We start from the raw sequence: 25,079 nt of genomic DNA on the forward strand, positions 1-25,079 counted from the left end.
TATAAATTATGATTGCTTTAATCACATCAAATCCTTTTTTACAGCGTCTAAGTGAAGGCGGAACAGGTATGTACTTTATTTTAATAGCGTTTTTGCTATCAATAGTTTTTATAGTTTTGGCTTTTTTAAAAAAGAATAAAAATGAGAGATCATCAAATAAAATGATTGGTTTAGCTGCTGAATCTAGTTTAGTGGCTTTGGTCATGGGATGTTTAGCTTCTGTTATGGGAATTATTGAGTTGTTTGATATGTTAGAAGCCATTGGAGAAACTAGACCAGATTTGTTTGCCGCTGGTATCAAAGTATCGTTATTGACCATAACGTTTGGATTATTCTCTTTCACAGTAGCGAGAATAGGCATTTTAGCATATAAATGGAGTTTAAACTCAGACAATGCTAAGCAATAAATTGGACAACATGAAAATTTCAAAAACTAAATTAATATCACTTCTCGCAATAGCTTTTATTTTTTCTTGTGAGCAAAAATCACCATCAAATACATCAGAAAGCGAATTGATATATAAAATAAATGCTGTTCAACAGCAGGTAATGGTGCAAGGAAATATAAGTGAAGAAGAGGAGCAGGCCATGCTAAGTTTATGCAGTATTATCTCAAAGAGTGATGGCTTAGGTGATTACGATCCAGATAACAGAATGGTATTAAAAGATGTTGATGTAGCGCCCGTGTACGAAGGTTGTGAGAAACTTTCTACTGAAGAAACAAAAGCATGTTTTAACAATAAAGTGACAGCATTTATAAAACGAGAGTTTAATTTGAAGGTGTCTAAAGATTTAAATCTTGCAGAGCAAAAGCAAGTTGAAGCTTTTTTTATTATCGATGAAAACGGAAACCGAACTGGGATGAAAGTTAGAGATGCAGAAGTAAACATTCAGGCAGAAATCTTAAGAGTACTCAGAAAGATACCAATAATGAAACCAGCTATTCACAATGGGGCGAATGTTTCTGTATTATGTTCCTTGATAGTTAACTACGGTAATGATATCGAAATTGAGATGGCTTACATTCCTGAAAGGCCAAATAATTAAAAGTTTAATTATTAATCTTAATGGGTTATTTTGTCTAAGGCGAACTTTTAAGTTCGCTTTTTTTTAATGCTTCCTACTTTATACCTAACTTTGATAAAAACATTCTTTTGGAACAGCTCACACTTACAACACCAGCGCTTTTATTTTCTGCAATTTCTTTAATCATGTTGGCTTATACCAATCGGTTTTTAGCTTATGCAGCGGTCATTAGAAATTTACGCGACCAGTATTTAAAACACCAAGAAACCTCTTTAATTCGTCAAATAAACAATCTAAAACTACGATTAAACTTAACCCGACAAATGCAGATTTTTGGTATTAGTAGTTTGTTATTGTGTGTGCTAACGATGTTTCTTATTTATATAGAATACAAAGTTGTTGCAGTTTGGGTATTTGGTGTGGCTTTACTTTTATTAATTATATCCTTAGCCTTTTTAATTTGGGAAATTCAGATTTCGGCAAAAGCATTAAAACACCACTTAAGCGATATTGAGGATGATTTGAAAAATCGCTAATAAACCATAAAAATATTGTGTTTTGTTTCAACGTAGTTGAGAGCTAAAATTATTTCTTCTTTTTATTCCGCTTATTATAATTTTTATCGCCACGTGTTTTAGGTTTCTTGTATTTCGCAGCCATTTTAAATTTGTAAGAACCACCAAGATTTTCCTTTTTATTTTTATCTTTCTTTTCATGAAAAGCTGGTCCTGGCGCATCAAGGTCTCGGCGCTTAGTTGGGTTGTAACGTTCTTTAATAACATCACGTTCCTCCTCAATAAGTTCTTTAGAAATTTCTACATGTTCAGGTATTTCGAGCGTTATAATTTCCATTTGCATTAACGCTTCTATATCTTCTCGAGCTTGTTGTTCCTTTTCAGTAGAAAACAAAATAGATTCACCTTTGCGTTCAGCACGACCAGTTCTACCGATTCTGTGCATGTAATTTTCAGGATAATCTGGTGTATCAAAATTTATAACATGTGATACGTCATCAATATCTAAACCGCGCGCCATAACATCTGTGGCCACAAGTAGTCTGTTCTTACCTTCGCGAAATTGCTCAATGCTTCGCAATCTATAATTTTGTGTTTTGTTGGAGTGTATAACACATGTTTCTGAGGGAAATAATTCTTCTAACTTATCAAACAAACGGTCTGCCATTCGCTTATAAGCCACAAAAATCAGCACACGAGAAAAGGTCTCTTTATCTTGAAGAATTTCTTCCAAAAGATTCACTTTCGAGTAAAAATTGGGCACATTATATCGTGTCTGTTCAATATTTTCCAAGGGCGTACCAGAAACTGCTATTGAAATTTTTGTTGGATTTATAAAAAAATCAGTTATCAATTCGTCAACGTCAGTTGTCATGGTTGCAGAAAACATTATGTTTTGGCGTCGCTCGGGTAAGATGTCAAAAATATTCATCAGTTGATGTCTAAATCCCAAATCGAGCATTACATCAACTTCGTCAATTACCAATTTCTGTATCGATTTTAATTGTAAAACGCGGCTCACAGCCAAATCATACAAACGCCCAGGTGTTGCTACGATGATATCTAAACCTTGTGCAACAGCTTGTTTTTGTGTATTAATGTTGGTTCCGCCATAAACGCCAAGCACACGATTATTAATGTATTTAGATAATTTTTCTATCTCATTAACAACTTGTACCACCAATTCTCGAGTTGGTACTAAAACCAAAACACGTGGATTTTCTTGTCGCGAATATTTTAAATTTCGCAATATAGGCAACATATAAGCATAGGTTTTACCAGTACCAGTTTGTGCAATACCAACCACATCTTTTCCAGACGCAACCACACCAAAAGACTCTGCTTGTATTGGTGTTGGCGAAGTAAAGCCTAAGTCATCTAAGGCATTATAAAGAGGTGTGTTTAAATTTAAATCACGAAAAGTAATGTCTTCTTTATTCATGCTGCAAAGATACATTTTCCTCTTTAGCAATCCTTCACAAAACCAAATAGGTATTACAGCTTTATTTCAATATTTTTGTTTTTCAAAATATTGCATTGCGAACACAAAGAAATTTTTATCCAAAATCCATTTCAGATTTCAAACAACAACTGTTGGTTTGGGCACAACAATACGATGATGTAGTTTGGTTAGATTCTAATAACCATAAAGGAAATTATAACTCGTATGATGCGGTTTTAGCAGTTGATGCATTTACAAGTTTAAAAACCGATTATTTTGATGCTTTCAATAAACTAAATGATTACCAATCCACAACGAATGATTGGATTTTTGGGTATTTAACTTACGATTTAAAGAATACTGTTGAAGATTTAAAGTCCACAAATTTTGATGGATTATACTTTCCGGATTTATACTTTTTTCAACCAAAAAAACTCTTTTTAATAAAAGATGAAACGGTTGAAGTGCAGTATCTGCGAATGGTTTATGATGAAATTGAAGAGGATTTAGAACGTATTGAGAATTCAAATAAAATGTTTGCTGTCACTTCGAGCGGAGTCGAGAAGTCTCAAAGTAACGAACCAATTAAAATAAAACTCCGAATCACCAAAGATGACTACTTCAAAAAAGTAGAAGAAATGCGTGCTCACATTCATCGAGGTGATATTTACGAAGCCAATTTTTGTCAAGAATTTTATGCTGAAAATACTGTAATACAGCCTTTAGAAACATTTCAGAAGTTAAATGATATTTCTCGACCTCCATTTGCTACATTTCTAAAATTGGATGACAATTATTTATTATCAGCTTCTCCAGAACGGTACTTAAAAAAAGAAGGTCAAAAAGTTATTTCGCAACCCATTAAAGGCACAGCCAAACGTTCTAAAAATAAAGAAGAAGACCAGCAATTGGCATACGACTTGTCTCAGGACGAAAAAGAACGCAGCGAAAACATTATGATTGTTGATTTAGTGCGCAACGACTTATCACAAACCGCAACAAAAGGAAGTGTAAAAGTCGAAGAATTATGTAAAGTATATTCGTTTTTACAAGTACATCAAATGATTTCAACAGTAGTTTCTAAAGTTGAAGAAAACACAAGTGCTTCAGAATTAATACAAACAACTTTCCCAATGGGAAGTATGACAGGCGCTCCAAAAATTTCGGCAATGCAAATTATCGAAAAACTTGAAGAAACTAAGCGTGGTTTGTATTCAGGTTCGGTCGGTTATTTTACACCAGAGGGTAATTTCGATTTTAATGTAATTATTAGAAGCATATTATATAACGCATCAAAAAAATACGTATCGTATTCTGTAGGAAGTGCAATTACCGCTAAAAGCAGCCCATTAAAAGAGTACGAGGAATGTCTAATTAAGGCAAAGGCCATGCGTGAGGTTTTAGAAAGTTAACACGCACTCGCAGTATTCGGATAGCAGTTCTTATATTCGTGTAATTAATGGATAATGTTGTTAGGTAAATTTCAAAAACATATTAATCAAGAACTTAATTTCTTAAAAGAAAGCAGACTCATCATAGCCATCTCTGGCGGAATAGATTCTGTGGTTTTAGCGTATTTAAGTAAGCAATTAAATTTCAATTTTGTTTTAGTACATTGTAATTTTTTACTGCGCGGAAAAGAAAGTGATGCCGATGAAGAATTTGTCATAAAGTTAGGAGAAGACATAAATGTCGAAGTATTTACTCAGCGTTTTGATACCGAAGCTTACGCTAGAGAAAACAAGCTGTCTATCCAAATGGCTGCACGCGAATTACGCTACGGTTGGTTTAATGATTTAGCTGAACAACTAGATTTTGATTACATATTAACAGCGCATCATGCCGACGATAATTTAGAAACATTTCTAATCAATTTTACTCGAGGCACAGGTCTAAACGGACTCATAGGAATTCCTATGATTAATGGTAATATAGTAAGGGCATTATTACCATTCTCTCGTGAAACTATCGAGAATTATGCAAAAGAAAATGATATTAAATGGCGAGACGATAGTAGTAACTCTTCTCGGAAGTATTTACGAAATAAATTGCGTCACGAGTTAGTACCAATTCTTAAAGAAATCAATCCGCAGTTGTTAGATAGTTTTCAAAATACCTTAGAAAATCTAAAAGATACAGCATATCTAAAAGACGATTATATCAATCAGTTTTTGTATGATAGCGTGGTTTTTGCAAATCACAGAACTACAGTTTATGATATTTCATATTTCGAAAAATTGAAAAATCCAAAAGCTGTTTTGTTTGAAATTTTTAATCAGTATGGTTTTACAGAATGGAATGATATTGTAAGTCTCTTATCTGCAGAAACAGGAAAGAAAGTTTATTCAAAAACACACCGCTTAATTAAAGACAGAGATGAACTTATTCTCGATGAAATTAATACTGAAGCGCACTCAGAAATTCTGTTAAGCAAAGAAGAAGTAGAATCAGGTTTTTCTGAAAATTATGTGGGCCATTTCAATTTTAAACATGTTGAGGATATTGGTGAAATTGCTGAAAATATTATCTATTTAGATGCTGGAAAATTAAAATTTCCATTAAAACTTAGACTTTGGAACACTGACGATGTATTTTATCCTTTAGGTTTAAACGGTAAGAAAAAAGTTAGTAAATTGTTAAAAGACGAAAAAACGCCTTATTTAACTAAAGAAAATACTTGGGTATTAACCTCAAACGATAAAATAGTTTGGGTCTTAGGAATGCGAGTAGATGAGCGATTTAAAGTATCAAATAATACATCACACATATTAAAAATAACTTTAAATATGCGGATTAATAATGGTCGCAAGCCAATAACACAAATAATACCTTAATTTCAACTCAAAGTATTACGACTGCATTTATTTATCGTAAAACAAGAGACAATCATAGCTTATGACATTAAAAGGAAATATTGTAGATATCTTAAACCGTAACATTTTTAAAGGTGAAATCCATATTGCAGACGGTAAAATAAAATCTATCATAGAAAAAGATTGTGAAGAAAATCATTACATACTTCCTGGTTTCGTAGATGCTCATATCCATATTGAAAGTTCTATGTTGGTGCCTTCGGAATTTGCCAAAATTGCGGTTAAACACGGAACAGTTGCCACAGTGTCTGACCCACACGAAATTGCTAATGTACTTGGTGTGAAAGGTGTGGAGTTTATGATAGAAAACGGCAAGAAAACACCGTTTAAATTCAATTTTGGTGCACCTAGTTGTGTGCCTGCGACTTCGTTTGAATCTGCAGGAGCTATCATCGATTCTAATGATATTAAGCATTTACTATCTCATCTAGATATTAAATATTTGGCGGAAATGATGAATTATCCTGGCGTTATTTACGATGATGCAGAAGTGCATAAAAAAATAGAATGGGCAAAAAATTTTAATAAGCCAATTGATGGTCATGCTCCAGGTTTACGAGGCGATGATTTAGACAAATACATTTCCGCTGGAATTTCTACAGACCACGAATGTTTTACTTATGATGAAGCTTTGGAGAAACTTCAAAAGGGGATGAAAGTCATTATCCGTGAAGGAAGTGCTGCCAAAAACTTCGACGCTTTAATCGATTTGTTACCTGAGCATTTCGAAAATATGATGTTCTGTAGTGACGATAAACATCCTGACGATTTGTTACTCGGTCATATCAATCAACTCGTAGAACGTGCTATTGCCAAGGGAATTGATGTTTTTAAAGTTTTGCAAGCCACATGCGTAAATCCCGTAAGGCATTATAATTTAGACGTAGGTTTACTGCAAGTAGAAGATGCAGCTGATTGCATAGTCGTTGAAGATTTAAAGGCTTTCAAAACACTTCAAACCTATATTAATGGTGAATTGGTATTTGATAATGGCGTATCAAAAATAAAACATGTCGATTTCGAAATTCTGAATAATTTCAATACCGAAAAAAAGAAAGTATCAGATTTTAGATTTGAATCTAATTCAGTCCTTCGACTCCGCTTAGGGCAAGCAAAAATAAGAGTTATTGAATGTCTCGATGGCGAATTGGTGACCAATGAAATCATAGAAGATGCTACGATTAAAAACGGAAATCTCATTTCAAACACAGAAACTGATGTCTTGAAAATGACAGTGGTTAATCGTTATATGAATACTGATCCATCAATAGCATTTATCAAAAACTTTGGTTTAAAAGAAGGCGCAATTGCGAGTTCGGTAGGTCACGATTCACATAACATAGTTGCCGTTGGAGTTTCGGACGAGGCTATATGCAAAGCGGTAAATCTTTTGATTGAAAACAAAGGTGGCATTTGCGCCGTTTCAGATACTGAAGAAAAAATAGTTCCACTTCCTGTTGCAGGAATTATGAGCGACCAAAATGCCGAAACCATTGGCAAAGCTTACGCAGAATTAGATAAAATGGCAAAAGATTTAGGAAGTAAATTGCACGCGCCTTACATGAGTTTGTCCTTCATGGCATTACTCGTAATTCCAGTTTTAAAATTGGGAGATAAAGGCTTATTTGATGGAAATTCCTTTCAGTTTACAGATTTGGAAGTTAAATAATGAAATAATCGATTTGTCATGCTGAACTTGATTCAGCATCTCGCAAAATCCTAAAGGTTTCTAAAGTCCTATTCAAAAAATCACAATTCACTTATCTTTAGACTTCAAAAATAACTAACCAAATGATTAAAAGATTTGTATTCGTAGCAGTAGGAACACTATTTATTTTATGCTTTTCATTTTCTTGTGAAAAAAGAACAGAGCAAAACAAAGGTTTTCAAATTAAAGGTAAGTTAGAAAATATAACTGATAGTACGTTGGTATTTTTAAAGACCAAAAAATATATTGACTCTACTTACATTATTAATGGCAAATTTAAATTCTCAGGTAAATTTGAACAACCAACTCACGGAATATTATACTTAAATAAATCAAGATTTTCAGTGGGCTTATGGATTGAGAATGTCGTAACTGAAATCAAGGGTGACGTAACTAATAATTATTCTGTTAAAGTTAATGGTGGAGAGCAACAAAGTGTTTCTAACAAATTAATTGAAGCTAATATAAAATTAGACCGTGAATGGGATAGTCTTAACAAATATTACGTTAAGAATTATAAGAAATTAACAGAAGCGGAAAAAGAAGATTTAAGCAGTAAAACTAAAAAGGTTTCTCAAAAAAGCGATTATAATACAAAGCGTTTTGTAAAAGAAAACCCTAATTCTTATCCAGCTGTTTATATGCTAAATGCTAGAAAAGGACTATGGTCTAAACAAGAGGTGAAAGAGTTATTTTCGTTAATGAACCAAGTTTATAAAGACAGTTATTATGGAAAATTAATTGCATTACATTTAAATCCTAAAGCAAATCCTCAGTTGGGAGACAAATATGTTGACTTTCAGCAGCAAAACACGGAAGATATAATTGTAAAATTTTCAGAGATAAAAGGAAAAGTAACATTAATTGAATTTTGGGCTTCTTGGTGTTTACCTTGCATAAAAGAGTTCCCAGAATTAAAAAATGTTTATAGTACTTATAAAAAATATGGATTTGAAATTGTCGGTGTTTCACTTGATGAGGAAAAACAAAAATGGCTAAAATCAATCCAAAAGCATGATTTACCTTGGGTAAACCTAACAGAATTAGAGCCATTTGATAATGAAGCAGCATTAATCTACTATGTAAACGGTATTCCAGATAATGTGCTGATTGATGAAAGTGGTTTTATAATAGGTAGAAATCTAGATAATGACCAATTAAAAGTGAAACTAGCTGAAATATTTCCGTAAAAATGATTTTGTAAAAAACTACCAAGGTTTAAAATCCTAAAGGTTTCTAAAGTCCTATTCAAAAAATCAAAATTCATTTATCTTTAAGCATTAAATTCAAACCAACTAACCACCATGATTAAAAGAATTTTACTACTTGCAGTGTTTTCAATCGCTATTTTAGGTTGCAAAGACACCAAAGACATCAATCTCACTGAAGCAGAGACAGCTTCAAATAAAGTGTCGGAGTCTGTCGATACGTTTGCAAAAGACAATTACAATAAGCAAGAAGTGATGATTGCAATGCGCGACGGCATTAAATTGCACACAACAATTTATTCACCAAAGGACACATCAAAAACATATCCAATTTTAATGATGCGTACACCATATAGTTGTAGACCTTATGGAGAAAACGAATTCAAATCTAAATTAGGACCAAATAAATATTTGATGGAAGAAGGCAATATCATGGTCTATCAAGATGTACGTGGACGTTGGAATAGTGAAGGTGTTTACGATAACATGCGGGCATACATTCCCAATAAAACAGGTAACCAAACAGACGAAGCCAGCGATACTTACGATACCATCGAATGGTTAGTAAATAATGTTGAAAACAACAACGGAAACGTTGGAACATACGGAATTTCTTATCCAGGTTTTTATGCAACATATTCACTATTAGATTCGCATCCTGCACTAAAAGCAGTATCACCACAAGCCTGTATTGGTGATTTCTTTTTTGATGATTTTATTCATAACGGTGCGTATTTATTGAGTTATTGGAGAGCAACTTCGGTATTCGGATATATGAAAGACAAGCCAACAAAAGAAGCATGGTACGAGTTTCCGGATATTGGCACAGAAGACCAATATCAATTTTTCCTTGATAATATGCCGCTAAGTAAATTAGATGGGTATTATGGCGAGGATAATGTGTTTATGGAGCAATTAAAAAAACACGTTACTTATGATGAATTTTGGCAGAGCCGCGGCATTATTCAGCATTTAAAAGACATAAAGCCAGCAACGATGATTGTTGGCGGACAGTTCGATGCTGAAGATTTATACGGACCATACAGCACTTATAAAAACATAGAAAAAAACAGTGATAACTATAATACTATAGTTTTTGGACCTTGGAGTCATGGCGATTGGGCACGAAACAGAGAGCGACAAGTGATAGGAAATATTCATTTTGGTGATAATATCTCAGATTATTTTCAGAAAGAGATTGAAACTAAATTCTTTAATCATTTTCTTAAAGGTGAAGCCAATGGTGAAACAGGTTTGGCTGAAGCCAATATGTTTAACACAGGAACTAAAGAATGGCAGACTTTTGAGCAATGGCCACCACAAAATACAACAAGGCAAAGTTGGTTTATGCAACCAGAAGAAAAGCTAACAAAACAAGCGACAAGAAATATTGCAACGTCAGATTTTGTGAGTAACCCTAAGAAACCAGTTCCATATTCCGAAGATATTAAAGTCGTATTTACACCGCGTAAATTTATGACAGACGACCAGCGTTTTGCAGCACGTCGTCCAGATGTATTAACATTTGAAACTGAAGTTTTAGAAGCCGATGTCACGCTTGCTGGTGATATTTTAGCAAAGCTAAATGTATCAACAACAGGAACAGCAGCCGATTGGATTGTAAAGGTCATAGATGTTTTTCCTGCAGATACAGAAAATACAGATGATGTTCAAGATCATTTAAAATTAAGCAATTATCACATGTTGGTGAGAAGTGAAGTGCTTCGTGGACGTTTTAGAAATAGTATGACTAATCCGGAACCTTTCGTACCAAACCAAAAAACACCTGTAAATTTACAGTTACAAGATGTATTTCATACATTTAAAAAAGGGCACAAAATTCAGGTGCAAGTACAAAGTACTTTTTTTCCTTACATAGATGCAAACCCACAAACGTATGTAGATAATATTTTTGAAGCCAAGGAAGAAGACTTTAAAACACAAACACATAAGGTGTATAACGATTCTTCAATTGAGTTTACAATTTTGAAATAAAGGTTTTTCTCGCGCAATCCCGATAGTTATCGGGAGCAAAGGTTTATAACTCTTAACCATGTTACGACAATTTAATTTTTCGCTTTTTTACGAATTGCAGTTTTTTCCCTTTGGGGAAATGTCCGCAGGACAATTGGGAATATGCCAATAATAGAATCAACTTACAAACCACTTTTTTGGACAAAAAGTGGTTTTATTTCTACAGTATTTTCTGGTTTAGCTAGAAAAGTCAATGGTGTTAACCAAATCAGAGAACGCATCACGCTACCGGATACTGATTTTTTGGATTTAGATTGGAGTTATGCTAATAAAGAATCAGAAAAAGTCATTATTCTACTTCATGGACTTGAAGGTCATGCCCAACGCCCATATTTAACTGGTGCCGCAAAATTATTTAATGACAACGGAATTGACGCTTGCGCAGTAAATTTTAGAGGATGTAGTGGCGAACCTAATTTGTTATATCGTAGTTACCATTCTGGCGCTACGGAAGATTTAGATGCCGTTATTCAGCATATTATTTCGTTAAAAAAATACAAGGAAATCTATATTAAAGGCATAAGTCTTGGTGCAAATATGGCATTAAAATATGCCGGAGAAGAACGAGATGTGCCTAAAGAACTTAAGGCTATAATTGCAGTTTCGGCACCATGCGATTTAAAGGGTTCTTGCGAGGAATTGTTAAGCTTTAAAAATAGAGCTTATGCCATCCGATTTCTCGACCACTTAAAGCAAAAACTAAAACCGAAATTGCAACAGTTTCCTGAAGAAATCTCAGTTTCTGATTACAAGTCAATTAAATCCCTTATAGATTTTGACCATGTGTACACATCAAAAGCGCATGGATTTAAAGATGCTTTTGATTATTATAAAAGGGCAAGTAGTTTAAACTACTTGCCCCATATAAAAGTGCCATCATTGCTTATTAATGCACTAAATGATTCTTTTTTGTCTTCAGAATGTTATCCTGTAAAGGAAGCCAAACAAAATTCTAATTTATTTCTCGAGATGCCCAAATATGGAGGACATGTCGGTTTTATAGAAAAAGGTAACGTTTATTATAACGAGAAAAAGGCTTTGATGTTTGTACAGAAATACGGTGGCTAACTAAATTTACTTCAATATCCTCTAAAGTCTCTAAAATATCATCATAACCAGAATGGTCTAAAGCTGTACTCTCAATAGTCTGTTTTATTACATCAAGTTTTAAGCGGTCTTGATTACTTAAACTTTGATAATATGGCTCAATTTTTTCAATGAGCTCTCTCGTTTTTATTTCATCTCTATATTGTGTCATGGCTTTTTTTGGTAAAGTTATTTTGAATAAAGACTTGGTTTTAACTGATTTGAGAAAATGGTTAATCCTTTTGAAATTTTTGAAATGTTGTTTAGTTTAAACTTTAATTGTAGTTTTAAACAAACAATTTTCTATGCTCAAAAAAGTTTTCGCTTCAGCCGTTTTTGGTGTTGAAGCTTCAACTATAACTGTTGAAGTCAATGTTGATAAAGGTGTTGGTTACCATTTGGTAGGTTTGCCAGATAATGCTATTAAAGAGAGTAATTACCGTATTGCGGCGGCACTTCAGAACAATGGATACAGAATTCCGGGCAAGAAAATTACAATAAACATGGCACCAGCTGATTTGCGTAAAGAAGGTTCGGCGTATGATTTAACTTTGGCAGTCGGAATTTTAGCAGCATCAAACCAAATAAAAGCCGAAAATTTAGAGGATTATCTCATTATGGGCGAGTTGTCTCTCGATGGTTCACTTCAGCCTATAAAAGGCGCATTACCAATCGCCGTAAAAGCTAGAGAAGAAGGTTTTAAAGGATTTATTCTCCCAAGTCAGAATGCAAAAGAAGCCGCTATTGTTAATGATTTAAAAGTTTATGGTGTTAATAACATTACCGAAGTCATCAATTATTTTGATAAAGGCGAAGCACTTGAGCAAACCATTATAGATACAAGAGCGGAGTTTAATAAAAGCTTGAATTTTCCTGAATTTGACTTTGCTGATGTCAAAGGTCAAGAAAGTATTAAACGTTGCATGGAAATCGCCGCTGCTGGCGGACATAATATTATTTTAATTGGTCCGCCAGGTTCAGGTAAAACAATGCTAGCAAAGCGTTTGGGTTGTGTCCCCCATTTTACCACTGGCTCTAAAGTCGCATAAACCCAAGCATTTTCGGTATCCGAAGGAGGTTTTGACCGTTGGCGATGAAGTCAGACAAATACGGATTGATAGAGGTTTAAGACAATGGGATGCTGATGATTTAGTAGGTGCTCATCGTGGGTTTTTTAACGAACTTGAGATGGGCAATCGAGAAAATTCAATTTACGTGCTTCATAAGGCTGCGAAGTTCATTGGATATGTTCCAAAGGTTCTCAATATAGATGAAACTACTCCTCGTGGAAAGATGTATGCGTATAGAATTATTAATGGATATCCTCTGCGATTTGTAGCTGAGAAAATAGGAATTGATAAATCTACTCTTGGGCGTTGGGAACGTGGCAGAATAGCAAAAGAAAAATCCCTACAAAAAATTCTCAGATATATGGAAACTATAGCGTGATGGTAATGCTAAAAACCTTTTCAAGGATAACGAGTATCAGAATGAAAATACCAAAAAGTACCATAAGTATTTTCCCAAACTTAGTTGTAACAAACCAAAACCGTGCGTCTCTGTCGAAGTTTTTCATAGCATAAAAATACAAAACCCAATCTGTATCTCAGATTGGGTTTGAAATCTATTTATTAAGTCAGAAACTTTATTCTTCCCAAATTTTGGAAAGTGAGTTCTTAAGTCTGGTCTTAAATCTTCGGTTAACCTTATGGATATCACCATTTACTAATTCAACTACTGATAGATTACTTTTATATTTTAATAAAGCGATATTGACTGCCAACTTGCCTGTAATTTTCTGAAAAATCACGCTATTTTTTTCTGCTATTTTGACGAAGTTAATGATGCTTTTATCTTCATAAAATATACTCTCATTGTTTATCGTTTTTATTGATATCCAATTGTCTGGCATACCATCAGTAGAGACAGATGCAATCTCGTTAAACTTGAGAAATGTTTCTTTTGGCTGCTTCTTTAGTTTATCAATTGAAAGCTGATTAATCTTCTGAAGCGCTAATGTGGTATATACTATTATACCTTGTTTTATATGTGTAAGTATTTTGGACATAATATTTTGCTTTTAAATGCCGCCTGTTTTAAACAGGCGGTATTACTTTAATTTATCTGAATAATCTATTAATAAAATCTATGGTTTTATGGAGCTTTTGAACAGGGTTCTTTTCTAACATCAAGACGATGCCTTCCATAATCGCTACAATTCCGATATGATGGAAAGGAGAATTTCCAAGCATAACGTTCGTATAAATAGTTCCTGCTATGAAGAACGTAAAATTACACCAAGCAAGCTTACAGAAGTGTGTATGGTAAAAATGGACTATAGCCTTTCTGTACTTTACAGGGATAAAGAAAAGAACCAATTCCAAAGAATCTATTTTAGCGTTGTGGTATTCAACTTGTAATGTTTCAAATGAAACGAGTACATTTACAATGTGTACATTATGGGTCAAGGTTATGTACGTTAGTACTAATCCTATTATTGAAATTATAATCTCAATTTGCTTACTGTATTTATTTGTGAATTTCTTCATCTTATTTTATTTAAAAAATGTTTTAGATGAAACCGAAACACAATCTATTATTCTGCTTGTCAATGCTTTATGTACTTGGCATCGTGTTTGTAATGTGTATACTAAAAAGTGAGACATAGATGTTATCTTTGTTCTTTTTAAAAGTTGGGCTTCGAAATTCAACTTACAATTACATTAAACAGAAAGAGGTTGTGTAACGGCCTCTTTTTTCTTTGGCAGTACTTAGGTGGGAGGATGATTAACCGCAACGAAAGACATCCCTTTGTCCCTCACTTACGGTGGCGAGAAAACCTCAAGTGACTTAGTGTAGACAAGAAACTTTAATACGGTTTTTAGTTTGGCATACGCTTTGCAAACTCTTATGTGAGATTTGATAAACTCTTCAAAAATTCTACTGGTTAGTGAGAAGAGATGTAACCACGTTAATATGATGTGTACTTTATGGACCGATTTTTTTGCCAAAACTCAATTTTTGTTTTAGCAAATATTTTATTTATATCAGCTGAATAAAATCGACTTAAATCATTGATATACAGCTACATTAGAGTGTATATTAATAGCTTTAAATTTACTCTGAATAAAATAGCGATAAAAAATAACGCTATTTTTTATCGCTATTTTTTTATTGTAAACAACTGGGTTTGGATGTGTGTACTATCTAATTTTAAATTTTAAAATTTATTAGACATGAGTGATTCAAACAGTCAGAAAGAGAGAATGCTTGTCATAACGTTTATTCCTATTGCTATAGCAATTAATGTTGGTATTGGTGCGTTAGTAAAAGCATTTGGTTTACCATTGTATTTGGACAGCATCGGTACCATATTTGCAACATTGCTTTTAGGTTGGAAAAGAGGTGCTATAGTTGGGGTTTTAGGCTTTGTAATTACTTCGTTAGTAATAAATCCATTTGCAATTTATTTTATCTTAACTCAAGTAGCTATAGCTGTATTCGTACATATAATGGCGAAAAGGGGTTGGTATAAAAATCTCTTAAGGGTTATAGGCTTAGGGCTATTATTGGGTGTTTTAGCTGCAATAGTTTCAGCTCCAGTTATTGTGTATGTGTTTCAAGGAGCTACTGGAAATGGAGCAGCATTAGTAACTTCTTTTTTTGCTAAGCTTGGTAATCAAATATTAGAATCTGTTCTCCTCTCTGGAATTTCGATAGAACCAATCGATAAAACCATCCAAACTGTAATTGTATTTATTGTCCTTAAATATGTGCCAAAAATCTTATTAGAGCCTTTCAAAAGTGGGAGTCTAAAAGAAAATAATTTCATTGATTAGTTTGAGGTTTAATAATTTACATATTGAGCCAAGAGTAAGGCTTTTAATTTTAGTTGTTTCCTCTCTATTTGCATTTTTATGTGCTGATATTGTCTATCTTGGTTTATTCTATTTAATCTTAATTCTACCGATAATCTTAATAAATAATAGGCTTAAAATTCACTTAAAAACCTTGTTTTTTGGTTTCGTTCCAATCTTCCTTTCATTTATTCTGTTATATATAATAGTTATAGATGACCCATCAAAGAAATGGAATTTCATTAATCAAAAGGTTATCACCATTTTGGTAATAACTTCAATATTTCAAGCTTTATTTCTCATTACCCATAGGCAACTTTTAGATTTTTTATTGAAGATGGGTGTTAAAAATGAAAATCTATTATACATTCTGGGTGGTATAGCTTCTACAAGAGACTTAATTACAAGAGGTGAAAAAATTATAGACGCTAGGTATTCTCGGGGTTTTATTGGCAAAAGAGCAATGGCAAATAAATTATTTCAATTACCAAAATTATTTATCCCATTATTTATAGGTGTTTTAAGAACTTCACATGAACGTGCTGATGATTGGTCGCAAAAAGATATGGGCGCTCTTCTAAACAGTTATATAAGTAAGTTGGGAGTAATAGAATATAGTTTTTGCTATAATTTGATACTTATTTTAGTTTGTTTAAGTTTTTTGGGTTTAACTGTCTTAAGTAATGGCTAAAGGTTTATTTCACATACATGGGAGTAATTTTTCTGGACGCTCTGAGAAAGCTAAAAATGAAGCAGAAGCACAAAATAATAATATAAGCTCTTCATCGATTTTGATAAGAGAGATTCCATTAAATTCTATAAGCGGCATTATGCCAACAGTGGAGCACGAAATTCTACTACACTCAAGTAATACATCAGATAAGACGCTCGATGAGGTAAATGAAATAATTGAGTATTATGATTTTCATAATCACTATTGCAAGAATCCTTTTGATTTGAGTGGTGGAGAACAAACTTTATTAGTAATAATTAATGCACTACTTCTTGAACCTAAGAAGCTCTTTATTGATTTAACTTTAGAACAACTTAATAGTAAATGGGTTTCACCACTCATAGAGAATTTTTTCAGGAAAAAGTTTGAACATATTGAAATTTATATTATTGACAATAGATTTGAATACTATGATTTTAATCTGAAAAAAATACAAATTCAAATAAATCCTGAAAAAGAGTACAAGTATAAATTCAATAAATGTGAATTTTTTGAAGAAGGACTTACTTATCATTCATCTCCATCGAATATTAAAATTTCAAACTTATCTTTTTCATATTATGGTAGTGAGAATGTTTTTAATGATTTATCGCTAGAACTAAATGCTGGTAACATTTATCATTTAAAAGGTTCTAATGGTGCTGGTAAATCAACTTTAGGTAAGATTTTAACAGGTTTATTAAAATGTAAAACAGGAAATATAATTGTTAATGGGAGTGTCAAAAAAATTTACAAATATCCTAGTAAGTATGTAAGTTATAATTTTCAAAACCCTGACGAACAACTTTTTTCTATGACAGTTTTAGATGAAGTTTTGAAAGTTCATAAAAAGGAAAATTTAGCAGCCTCAAGTCGACGACAAATTTTGATTAAAATGTTTGGTTTGGACGATGTATCAGAAGTAAACCCTGCTGAATTACCATTTGTCATGAGAAAAAGATTATCAATTGCTAGTTCAATAGCCTTAGACAAGGCATGGTATATTTTTGATGAACCTACTCTGGGACAAGATGATGAATTCACTGAATTTTTTATTAGTATTTTAGAATTTTTAAATAGAAATAATAAAGGTGTTATTTTAATATCTCACTCTTTAAAACTTACATCTAAAATCAAGCACATAGCTCTTGATTTAGATAAAATAAAAGATAAAAATGAAGAAAATTAGTGTAACACCTATATCTTGGTTTGAGATTTACAAAAAGCTTCCAATTAACTCGGATAATGCCTTATTTTTTAATAAACTCAATATTATATTTAAAGATTTAGCACAAGAAAACCCTAATAAGTGTTATCTATATTTTGCCGAGTTTGACTTTGGGGAAAATATAATTTCTAAAGGAAAAATAGTTGATTTTGAAAATTTTGAATTTAAAGGCAATGAATTTGCTGGTGAAAAAAAATTTAAAGAAGATTTAAGTTACTCTATTGACCCCTTAGCAATTTTTATAGAAGGTCAAGGCCTTATTGTTAGTAAAGAAGGTAATAATGAATATCCTATCGCAAGGATTAATGAGGGAGACTTGATAGGGGTGTTTGGAGCATCAGACATGTTTGTTTATGGCAAGGATATGCAAGAAGGTGAAGAAAATTGGGATTTAATTGCAGGGGATTTATCGTTTAATTTAATATTTGATTTCAAAGACAAAAGGTTTACGGATGTTTATGGTACGGACGACTTTTACACAAATATTAGAAATAAAAATCAGGTACAGACGAATAAGGAACTAATTAAATATGTCAGCGAACTAGATAAAAAAGTAAAAGTTGCTTATTTCCCTAGACATATTTTTAACATAGATTCGAACGACACACTGATTAATCATATTGAGGTTATAAATCATATTTTAAAGACATCTTGGAAACAAACACTGAGTTTAAGAAGTTTCATTTTTGATCATTCTAGTTTAAACAATTTGATAAAAAAAGGAATTGATGGTAGTAAACTCATTGGTTACAACAAAATGGATTTAGGATATCTACTTAAATATTGTAGTGATGTTGCATACGGGAATGAGTATGCATTAACATTTTTAGATGAAAACGATGAATTTTTAAATGACTTTAAAGAACTTTTTAATAATCAATTTTATGATATAGGATTTGAACCCTTGTTAATGAAAAATAGAAAAATTACAAGGAAAAATGAAATTAGATATATTTCAATGGATTTCCCGCCATTTCTTTTAGAAGAAAGCGATATAGATGGAGCTGTTTTAATAGAGGCTTACAAACTTTTAATTGAAAAAATAAGAAAGAGCACTTCAATTCCAGATGATTTAAAAGAAAGATACATAAATCTAAATTTGAAATTTTATCATCATCGAGGAAGAGTTGATAAGCGCTCAAATATTAGAATGCCAGACGGTAATGACCTCCATGAAGAATTTAATGTTAGTAGTAATGTAAAGTTCCCCAAACCTAAAGGGTGTAATAATACCTACATAAAGATAGAAAGTAAATTAAATAATTACTTTCCAAAATATCCTGTTATTTCAGGTATTTCAGAAAAAATATTGTCGTATGACTTAAACGATTTCTATTTAATTTCAGTACAGCATCTTTTAAGGTCTACAGGGTCGATGTTTGAGAGCCTTATAGAAAATAACTTCCCTTCACAAAACATATATTTAACCGGAAAAATTTATTCTACACATTCAGAAACAAAAAGAATACTTAAAGACGATCTAGGTATAAATTTATACGATTATAAGGCAAAAAATAAGCTTGGACGATACCCTGAATCCATGACAGAAGTGGTTAAAGAGATGTGGAATGACCTAATACTTAATGCACCTGAAAATAGTAATATTATAATATTAGATGATGGTGGTTATTGTTTGAAAAACACTCCAACTAAAGCACTAAAGAAATATAATATATTTGGTATAGAACAAACTACCTCAGGTATCAAATTAAACAAAAAGGAAAATAAGATTCCTATTGTAGATGTTGCTGGTTCTGCGGTGAAGGTAAATATAGAGCCAAGTCTTGTCAGTGAGGCAATTAACATTCAACTACACAAGAAAATAAGTAATTTAAATCCACTTTCAATTGGAGTTGTTGGTTTTGGTCATATTGGTAAAGCCGTTGCAAGAGAATATTTTTTAAAAGGTTACAACATAAACCTTTATGATATCAAGAAAGAAATTACAACTGAAGATATTGGTAATTATAATATTTCTTCAACATTAGAAAGTTTAATCTATAATTCAGACGTCATTATAGGTGCTACTGGCGAGGATATAACAGCTAATCTGAAAATTGAAGACTTATTGGAGACTGTCAATACAGATAAAACATTTATAAGCGTATCGTCTGGAGATATTGAGTTTAATTTTCTTATTCAAATGATGGAGAATAAATTTTATTCTTGTGAAAAATCATCAAAACGCTATGAGTTACAAGATAAAATTTTAAAAACTAAAAATAATAAGGATATCAGAATTTTAAGAGGAGGTATGGTTGCAAATTTTACAGGGCAACCAGATTCTAGTCCTGGGAAATATATCCAAATCACTAGGGGTATTTTATTAGCTGCAATAGTTCAAATTATTGAAAATAAAGAGAACATATTAAATACTAAGGGATTTGTTAAATTAAGTTCAGATCTTCAGCAGGAGGCATTAGAAATATGGTTTAATGACCAAAAAGATAAAAGAAGTTACTATACTAAAACGCTAATTAATAATTTTTCTAAAACTCATTGGATTGAAAATAACTCTTACGGAGAAAGAATTTAATAATTTAACTTTGTTAAAAATTATTGATGGTATTCACGATAAATTCTGTTTTTCCCTCTGAATACAAAGCTCTATCGTTTTGATATTTATTTTTAAGTTGAGTTTTTAGTTTACTATACTCCAATCTTAAATCTTCATATTTGATTAAGAGGTCTCTAAATTTTAATTTTCTATTCCATGCATCTTCTCCGTATTCTATAAAATGGATATGGTGAGTATTCAAATCTTCTTCTTTTTTGATAAACACCCTCTGTCTTCCTTTTAATCTACCAACAAGTTCAAAATAATTATTATCAAAATTTTGATAGGGTAAAGTGTCAATGTTTTGTGTTAATATTCCGATATCAATTATTGGTTTCGAAGACATACCGACAACAGATGTGCTGCCAATATGTTCAATTTGAATAATATAGTTGTCAAATAAATCTAAAAGCCTATTTTTTTCTTTGATAAATAGCTTTTTCCATTTTGGATTGTAGTTTTCTATCCTTAGCTCATCTCTTTTTAAACCTAAATTTTGATACATTTTTTGTCTATTTTTTTCACTTCAAAATCAAATAAAAATATTTTGGATTGTAGTAATAATTAAATTTTTTAAATCTCTATGCTTAAAATCCTGAATAGTTTCTATGTGTTAAATTTAATGATCTAAATGTTAAATTTAACTACTAATAATTTTTATCTTTAGGGATTTATAAAATCTGATGAAGTGATATGATGGTAGTATTGATTAATATGTCAGGCACACACCTCTCATCCAATTATTTATCAAGGCAGAATAATGACCAAGAGCTATACGAAAAAAACGTTAGGAGAAACTTTAATACAGAATATCAATGAAAATGATAAGGCATCTGTTATAGCTGCCTATTTTACTATATACGGATTCCATAAGCTTAAAAAAGAGTTATCCAAGATAGATAACTTTAAATTAATTCTTAGCTCTGGTCTATTCACTTACGAAGACCGACAATTTTTTACAGAAACACCATCAGATATTAATGGTGACAAATACGAATATCGATTTAAAAACCAATTAAACATTCATAAAATTGCTCAAGAGTGTGCTGATTGGGTAAGAACAAAAACCGATATCAAATCGACAAAAATCCCAGGTGTTATAGGTACTAATCTTATTCATCTACAGGGTCAAGAATCTACAGGAATAAATATATCTACGTCAAACCTATCTGCCTCAGATTTAGGCTTCGCTCCCAACGATAAAATTACTATGAATACAGTAACTCATGACCAAGAGGTTACTGAACAGATGCTTAATTTTTTCAATCAAAACTGGAATAATGAAGCTTTGATGTCAGATGTGAAAAAAGATATTCTTAATCAAATTGAATTAGCATATAAAGACAATTCTCCTTCTTCTTTATACTATTTCACCTTGTATAACATTTTTAAGGACTACTTGGTTGATTTAGATGAAGAAAAGATTATCAAAACCAAAACTGGCTTCAAAGACACATTGGTTTGGAATAAGCTCTACAAATTTCAAAAAGATGGAGTGCTCGGCACCATCGATAAAGTAGAGAAATATGGTGGATGTATTTTGGCAGATAGCGTGGGATTAGGTAAAACATTTCAGGCTTTAGCAGTAATAAAATATTATGAATTACGGAATGATAGAGTACTTGTACTATGCCCAAAAAAACTAAGAGATAACTGGACTGTCTATACTTTAAATGACAAACGGAACATATTAGCAGATGATCGTTTCAATTATGATGTTTTAAACCATACAGACTTAAATAGAGAACGTGGATTGTCTGGCGAAATAAATCTTGAAACTATTAATTGGGGGAACTATGACTTGGTAGTTATTGATGAATCTCACAACTTCAGAAACAATAATCCAAGACGTGATAGAGAAACACGCTATGGCAAATTGATGAACTACATCATCAAAGCAGGTGTAAAGACTAAAGTGTTAATGCTCTCTGCTACACCAGTTAATAACCGAATGAATGACTTGAAGAATCAAGTTGCGTTTATAACTGAAGGTCAAGAGACCGCTTTTTCTGAATATGGAATTGATAATATCAATCACGTTATGAAAATTGCTCAAACGCAATTTAATAAATGGTTGAAAAACCCTAGTGAAGAAAAAAACACCAGTGAATTACTTGAGTCTCTGGATGCAAGGTATTTTAAACTATTAGATTTAATTACCATAGCTCGTTCAAGAAAACACATTGAGAGATATTATGACCTTAAAAATATTGGAAAATTTCCAGAACGACTACAGCCTAAAAATGTTAAATCTGATATAGATGTACTAAGTGAGTTTTCGTCATTACAAGACATCAATAGGGAGATTCGTAAACTTAATTTAAGTTCATATTCACCACTTAAATACGTTCGTCCTGATAAACAAGACGAATACAATCGTAGTTATGATTTGACCTTGGCTTCAGGTAGTGTTTTTAAACAAGTTGACCGTGAGCAAAGTTTAATCCACTTAATGCGGGTTAATTTGCTGAAAAGAATGGAGAGTTCTATTAACTCATTTGGATTAACCCTTGAGAGCTTACTTAATAAAATAGATATCCTTCTGAACAAAATTAAAAACGAAGAGGATTATTCAGATGATGATTTATCTATCGAGGAAATTGATACTGATGACCCAACCCTAGATGACTACCTGATTGGGAATAAAGTAAAAGTTCTTATTCAAGATATGGATTTAGTTCGCTGGAAACAAGACCTTGAAGAAGACAAAATGAGACTATCAAAACTTCTAAGTGAGACGAATACTATCAGCGCCGAAAGAGATGCAAAACTTGTTAAACTTAAACAGTTAATTCAGGCTAAAATTAGCGAACCCTTAAATTCAGAAAACAAGAAAGTTATCGTATTTACGGCCTTTGCTGACACCGCACTTTATCTGTATGAACATATAAGTAAATGGGCAAAAGAACATCATTCAATTAACTCAGCGTTGGTAACAGGAACTGGAAGTAATAAAACGACTATGAAAGGTATTAGAACAGACCTTAATGAATTGCTTACTAATTTCTCTCCGCGATCAAAAGAACGAAATAAAATCTATCCTGAGTTAACAGAAGAAATAGATATTCTAATTGCTACTGATTGTATTTCTGAAGGGCAGAACCTTCAAGATTGTGATTATTTAATTAACTATGATATTCACTGGAATCCAGTGAGAATCATTCAAAGGTTCGGACGTATTGACCGCCTCGGTTCTACCAATACTCAAATTCAACTCGTTAATTTCTGGCCGAATATGGAATTGGACGAATATATCAACCTTGAAGCGCGCGTAAGCGGTCGTATGGTACTTTTAGATATTTCTGCAACTGGGGAAGAAAATGTGATTGAGGATAATGGTGAGATGAATGATTTAGATTACCGTCGAAAACAATTACAACAGATGCAAAATGAAGTAGTTGATTTAGAAGATGTGCATGGTGGTATTTCCATAACCGACTTCACGTTCAATGATTTCAAAATGGATTTAATGGAATATCTAAAAGAACATGAGGGTATCTTAGAACAAACACCAACAGGTATTCATGCAGTAACTAAAATTAATATAGATGATTTACCAGAGGGTGTGATTTTCTGCTTAAAACAACGTAAAAAGAATAAAAAAGAAGAATATCATAATCCTATTGACCCATTTTATCTTACCTATATCAGTTTTGATGGAGAGATTGTATTAGGCTTTACTCAAAGCAAAAAAATTCTTGATGTTTACCAAAAACTATCAGCAGGAGAAACAGAAGTATTTGTTGATTTAGTTAATAATTTTAAAAAGGAAACAAAGCAAGGTAAAGACATGAGTAATTATGTTGAACTTCTTGAATCAACAGTACAAGAAATTGTCGGTAAGAACGAAGAAAAGGGAATTGCAAGTTTATTTACTGCTGGTGGAACAGCAAGTCTTAATGAGGAAATACGTTCCCTTGATGACTTCGAAGTAGTCTCTTACTTAGTAATAAAAAATTAGCGTTATGAGAAATCTAATTGAATTACTAAATGTAGATAAGCGATGTGTAGTCGACAAGCGAATAACAAAAGTTGCTATTAGTAATAATAGTACTTTAAACGCAAGCGAAAAGAAAATTCTCAAAGAAGTAATTAATGATATTCGTTGGTTAGCTAGTTATAAACCCGTCAATAGTGCAATACCTGAATTTATAACTCAATTAGAAAGTTATGATGAGATACAAATCATTTCGGTAAACTTTTCAGACACAAAATATTCAAAGCAAGTAATTAATTTGATACAAAAGAGTATGCCATACTTTTTAGTGCTGTTACTTGAAGTTGGAAACAAATTTTCTGTTTCAGTCGCTAAAAAGAGCATTAATCAAACTGATAAATTAAAAAGAACAATCGATGAAGTTATTACATCGACATGGATGGATACATCAATAGATACTTCAGTTAATAACGATTTTATTAAACAACTAAATACAAAATCTTTCCATAACCTTCACTTGAAAGCATTTTATCAAGGTTTTATCCGAGCTATTCAGCAGTATGAAGCAAATTTACTTACAGGAACTGTCGGGAAAAACAGTAAAGGAAATACATTGAAAGATGGTGGTGATATTTTAAAACAAATAGAAAGTTTAGACAAAGAGATAATTAGCCTTAAAAGTCAGATAAAAAAAGAAACGGTTTTTAGTAATAAGGTTCATTTAAATATGACTTTAAAAAATCTTGAAGGTAAAAGAGAAGAATTAATAGAAGAATTAAAATGAGATAAGTATTGATTATGAATACTTTTAAAAAATTAATGATTTAGCATATAATCAAAACATGAACAAAATCGACCATAACGACCCATTAAGTAAAAGCGCAGATATTGTTTCTG

General features: G+C 32.1%; 20 protein-coding genes and 1 pseudogene. 17 read left to right on the top strand and 4 right to left on the bottom strand.

The genetic code is table 11. The annotated features are described in order from the left end of the window. The first annotated feature begins 8 nt into the window (after nt 1-8). The 3 genes from ACFQ1Q_RS13630 to ACFQ1Q_RS13640 all read left to right on the top strand — a co-directional run bounded on the left by ACFQ1Q_RS13630 (nt 9) and on the right by ACFQ1Q_RS13640 (nt 1,562). Entirely contained in the window at nt 9-407 is a 399-nt protein-coding gene (locus ACFQ1Q_RS13630) for a MotA/TolQ/ExbB proton channel family protein (protein WP_386132620.1), read from the top strand. After that, a complete protein-coding gene (locus ACFQ1Q_RS13635) occupies nt 394-1,047 on the top strand; it encodes a hypothetical protein (protein ID WP_386132623.1) in 654 nt (217 codons plus the stop codon). Before ACFQ1Q_RS13630 ends, ACFQ1Q_RS13635 begins: the two co-directional genes overlap by 14 nt. A 107-nt stretch (nt 1,048-1,154) precedes the next feature. After that, the gene (locus ACFQ1Q_RS13640; protein ID WP_386132626.1) at nt 1,155-1,562 is read left to right on the top strand and encodes a DUF2721 domain-containing protein; all 408 of its coding nucleotides are present in this window, start codon (nt 1,155-1,157) and stop codon (nt 1,560-1,562) included. 49 nt (nt 1,563-1,611) lie between these two features. On the opposite strand, the gene ACFQ1Q_RS13645 is transcribed toward ACFQ1Q_RS13640, so the two are convergent. Beyond that, nucleotides 1,612-2,982 (bottom strand): DEAD/DEAH box helicase, encoded by a 1,371-nt coding sequence (locus tag ACFQ1Q_RS13645; protein WP_386132628.1) that lies wholly within the window; start codon nt 2,980-2,982, stop codon nt 1,612-1,614. Nucleotides 2,983-3,077: 95 nt separating this feature from the next. Between ACFQ1Q_RS13645 and pabB the strand changes: the two genes are divergently transcribed. From pabB to ACFQ1Q_RS13675, 6 genes are all read left to right on the top strand, one after another. Next, a complete protein-coding gene (gene pabB, locus ACFQ1Q_RS13650) occupies nt 3,078-4,394 on the top strand; it encodes an aminodeoxychorismate synthase component I (protein WP_386132631.1) in 1,317 nt (438 codons plus the stop codon). Between the two features lie 54 nt (nt 4,395-4,448). Continuing rightward, the gene (tilS, locus tag ACFQ1Q_RS13655; protein WP_386132633.1) at nt 4,449-5,816 is read left to right on the top strand and encodes a tRNA lysidine(34) synthetase TilS; all 1,368 of its coding nucleotides are present in this window, start codon (nt 4,449-4,451) and stop codon (nt 5,814-5,816) included. A 61-nt stretch (nt 5,817-5,877) separates the two neighbouring features. Continuing rightward, nucleotides 5,878-7,524, top strand: coding sequence for an adenine deaminase (gene ade / locus ACFQ1Q_RS13660; RefSeq protein ID WP_386132636.1), 1,647 nt, complete (start codon nt 5,878-5,880; stop codon nt 7,522-7,524). Nucleotides 7,525-7,646: 122 nt separating this feature from the next. Continuing rightward, nucleotides 7,647-8,753: a thioredoxin-like domain-containing protein gene (locus ACFQ1Q_RS13665; protein WP_386132638.1), complete on the top strand. Its 1,107-nt coding sequence runs from the start codon at nt 7,647-7,649 to the stop codon at nt 8,751-8,753. Between the two features lie 114 nt (nt 8,754-8,867). Next, on the top strand, nt 8,868-10,766 hold the full coding sequence (locus ACFQ1Q_RS13670) for a CocE/NonD family hydrolase (protein WP_386132641.1): 1,899 nt from the start codon (nt 8,868-8,870) through the stop codon (nt 10,764-10,766). 141 nt (nt 10,767-10,907) lie between these two features. Then, nucleotides 10,908-11,873 (top strand): YheT family hydrolase, encoded by a 966-nt coding sequence (locus ACFQ1Q_RS13675; protein WP_386132644.1) that lies wholly within the window; start codon nt 10,908-10,910, stop codon nt 11,871-11,873. Here ACFQ1Q_RS13675 and ACFQ1Q_RS13680 read toward each other — a convergent pair. Next, nucleotides 11,803-12,063 carry a hypothetical protein gene (locus ACFQ1Q_RS13680; protein ID WP_386132647.1) on the bottom strand — a complete coding sequence of 87 codons (261 nt, stop codon included), beginning with the start codon at nt 12,061-12,063 and terminating at the stop codon, nt 11,803-11,805. The genes ACFQ1Q_RS13675 and ACFQ1Q_RS13680 overlap by 71 nt on opposite strands. 133 nt (nt 12,064-12,196) lie before the next feature. On the opposite strand from ACFQ1Q_RS13680, the pseudogene ACFQ1Q_RS13685 reads away from it, so the two are divergent. Together ACFQ1Q_RS13685 and ACFQ1Q_RS13690 are read left to right on the top strand one after the other, a co-directional pair. Then, nucleotides 12,197-12,898, top strand: a pseudogene (locus ACFQ1Q_RS13685) (magnesium chelatase domain-containing protein); the annotation flags it as partial. A 73-nt stretch (nt 12,899-12,971) separates the two neighbouring features. Then, nucleotides 12,972-13,340 carry a helix-turn-helix domain-containing protein gene (locus ACFQ1Q_RS13690; protein ID WP_386132650.1) on the top strand — a complete coding sequence of 123 codons (369 nt, stop codon included), beginning with the start codon at nt 12,972-12,974 and terminating at the stop codon, nt 13,338-13,340. A gap of 196 nt (nt 13,341-13,536) precedes the next feature. Here ACFQ1Q_RS13690 and ACFQ1Q_RS13695 read toward each other — a convergent pair whose 3' ends face one another. Then, nucleotides 13,537-13,959, bottom strand: a complete 423-nt coding sequence (locus ACFQ1Q_RS13695; RefSeq protein WP_386132652.1) for a hypothetical protein — start codon at nt 13,957-13,959, stop codon at nt 13,537-13,539. A gap of 1,168 nt (nt 13,960-15,127) precedes the next feature. On the opposite strand from ACFQ1Q_RS13695, the gene ACFQ1Q_RS13700 reads away from it, so the two are divergent. From ACFQ1Q_RS13700 to ACFQ1Q_RS13715, 4 genes are read left to right on the top strand one after another with little or no spacing between them, the layout of a single operon-like run. Next, entirely contained in the window at nt 15,128-15,730 is a 603-nt protein-coding gene (locus ACFQ1Q_RS13700) for a hypothetical protein (RefSeq protein ID WP_386132655.1), read from the top strand. A 1-nt stretch (nt 15,731) separates the two neighbouring features. Beyond that, the gene (locus ACFQ1Q_RS13705; protein WP_386132657.1) at nt 15,732-16,439 is read left to right on the top strand and encodes a hypothetical protein; all 708 of its coding nucleotides are present in this window, start codon (nt 15,732-15,734) and stop codon (nt 16,437-16,439) included. Beyond that, nucleotides 16,432-17,649, top strand: a complete 1,218-nt coding sequence (locus ACFQ1Q_RS13710) for an ATP-binding cassette domain-containing protein (RefSeq protein ID WP_386132660.1) — start codon at nt 16,432-16,434, stop codon at nt 17,647-17,649. Before ACFQ1Q_RS13705 ends, ACFQ1Q_RS13710 begins: the two co-directional genes overlap by 8 nt. Next, nucleotides 17,636-20,224, top strand: a complete 2,589-nt coding sequence (locus ACFQ1Q_RS13715; protein WP_386132662.1) for an NAD(P)-dependent oxidoreductase — start codon at nt 17,636-17,638, stop codon at nt 20,222-20,224. The genes ACFQ1Q_RS13710 and ACFQ1Q_RS13715 overlap by 14 nt, the downstream gene beginning before the upstream one ends. Nucleotides 20,225-20,237: 13 nt before the next feature. Here ACFQ1Q_RS13715 and ACFQ1Q_RS13720 read toward each other — a convergent pair whose 3' ends face one another. Continuing rightward, on the bottom strand, nt 20,238-20,750 hold the full coding sequence (locus tag ACFQ1Q_RS13720) for a GrpB family protein (RefSeq protein WP_386132665.1): 513 nt from the start codon (nt 20,748-20,750) through the stop codon (nt 20,238-20,240). A 255-nt stretch (nt 20,751-21,005) separates the two neighbouring features. On the opposite strand from ACFQ1Q_RS13720, the gene ACFQ1Q_RS13725 reads away from it, so the two are divergent. Then, a complete protein-coding gene (locus ACFQ1Q_RS13725; RefSeq protein WP_386132667.1) occupies nt 21,006-24,206 on the top strand; it encodes a helicase-related protein in 3,201 nt (1,066 codons plus the stop codon). A gap of 4 nt (nt 24,207-24,210) precedes the next feature. After that, complete coding sequence (locus tag ACFQ1Q_RS13730) at nt 24,211-24,966, top strand: DUF4391 domain-containing protein (RefSeq protein ID WP_386132669.1); 756 nt, start codon at nt 24,211-24,213, stop codon at nt 24,964-24,966. Nucleotides 24,967-25,079 lie beyond the last annotated feature (113 nt).

Origin of the sequence: Winogradskyella litorisediminis (genome assembly GCF_042675765.1) — a bacterium.
In the GTDB taxonomy this organism is placed as follows: domain Bacteria; phylum Bacteroidota; class Bacteroidia; order Flavobacteriales; family Flavobacteriaceae; genus Winogradskyella; species Winogradskyella litorisediminis.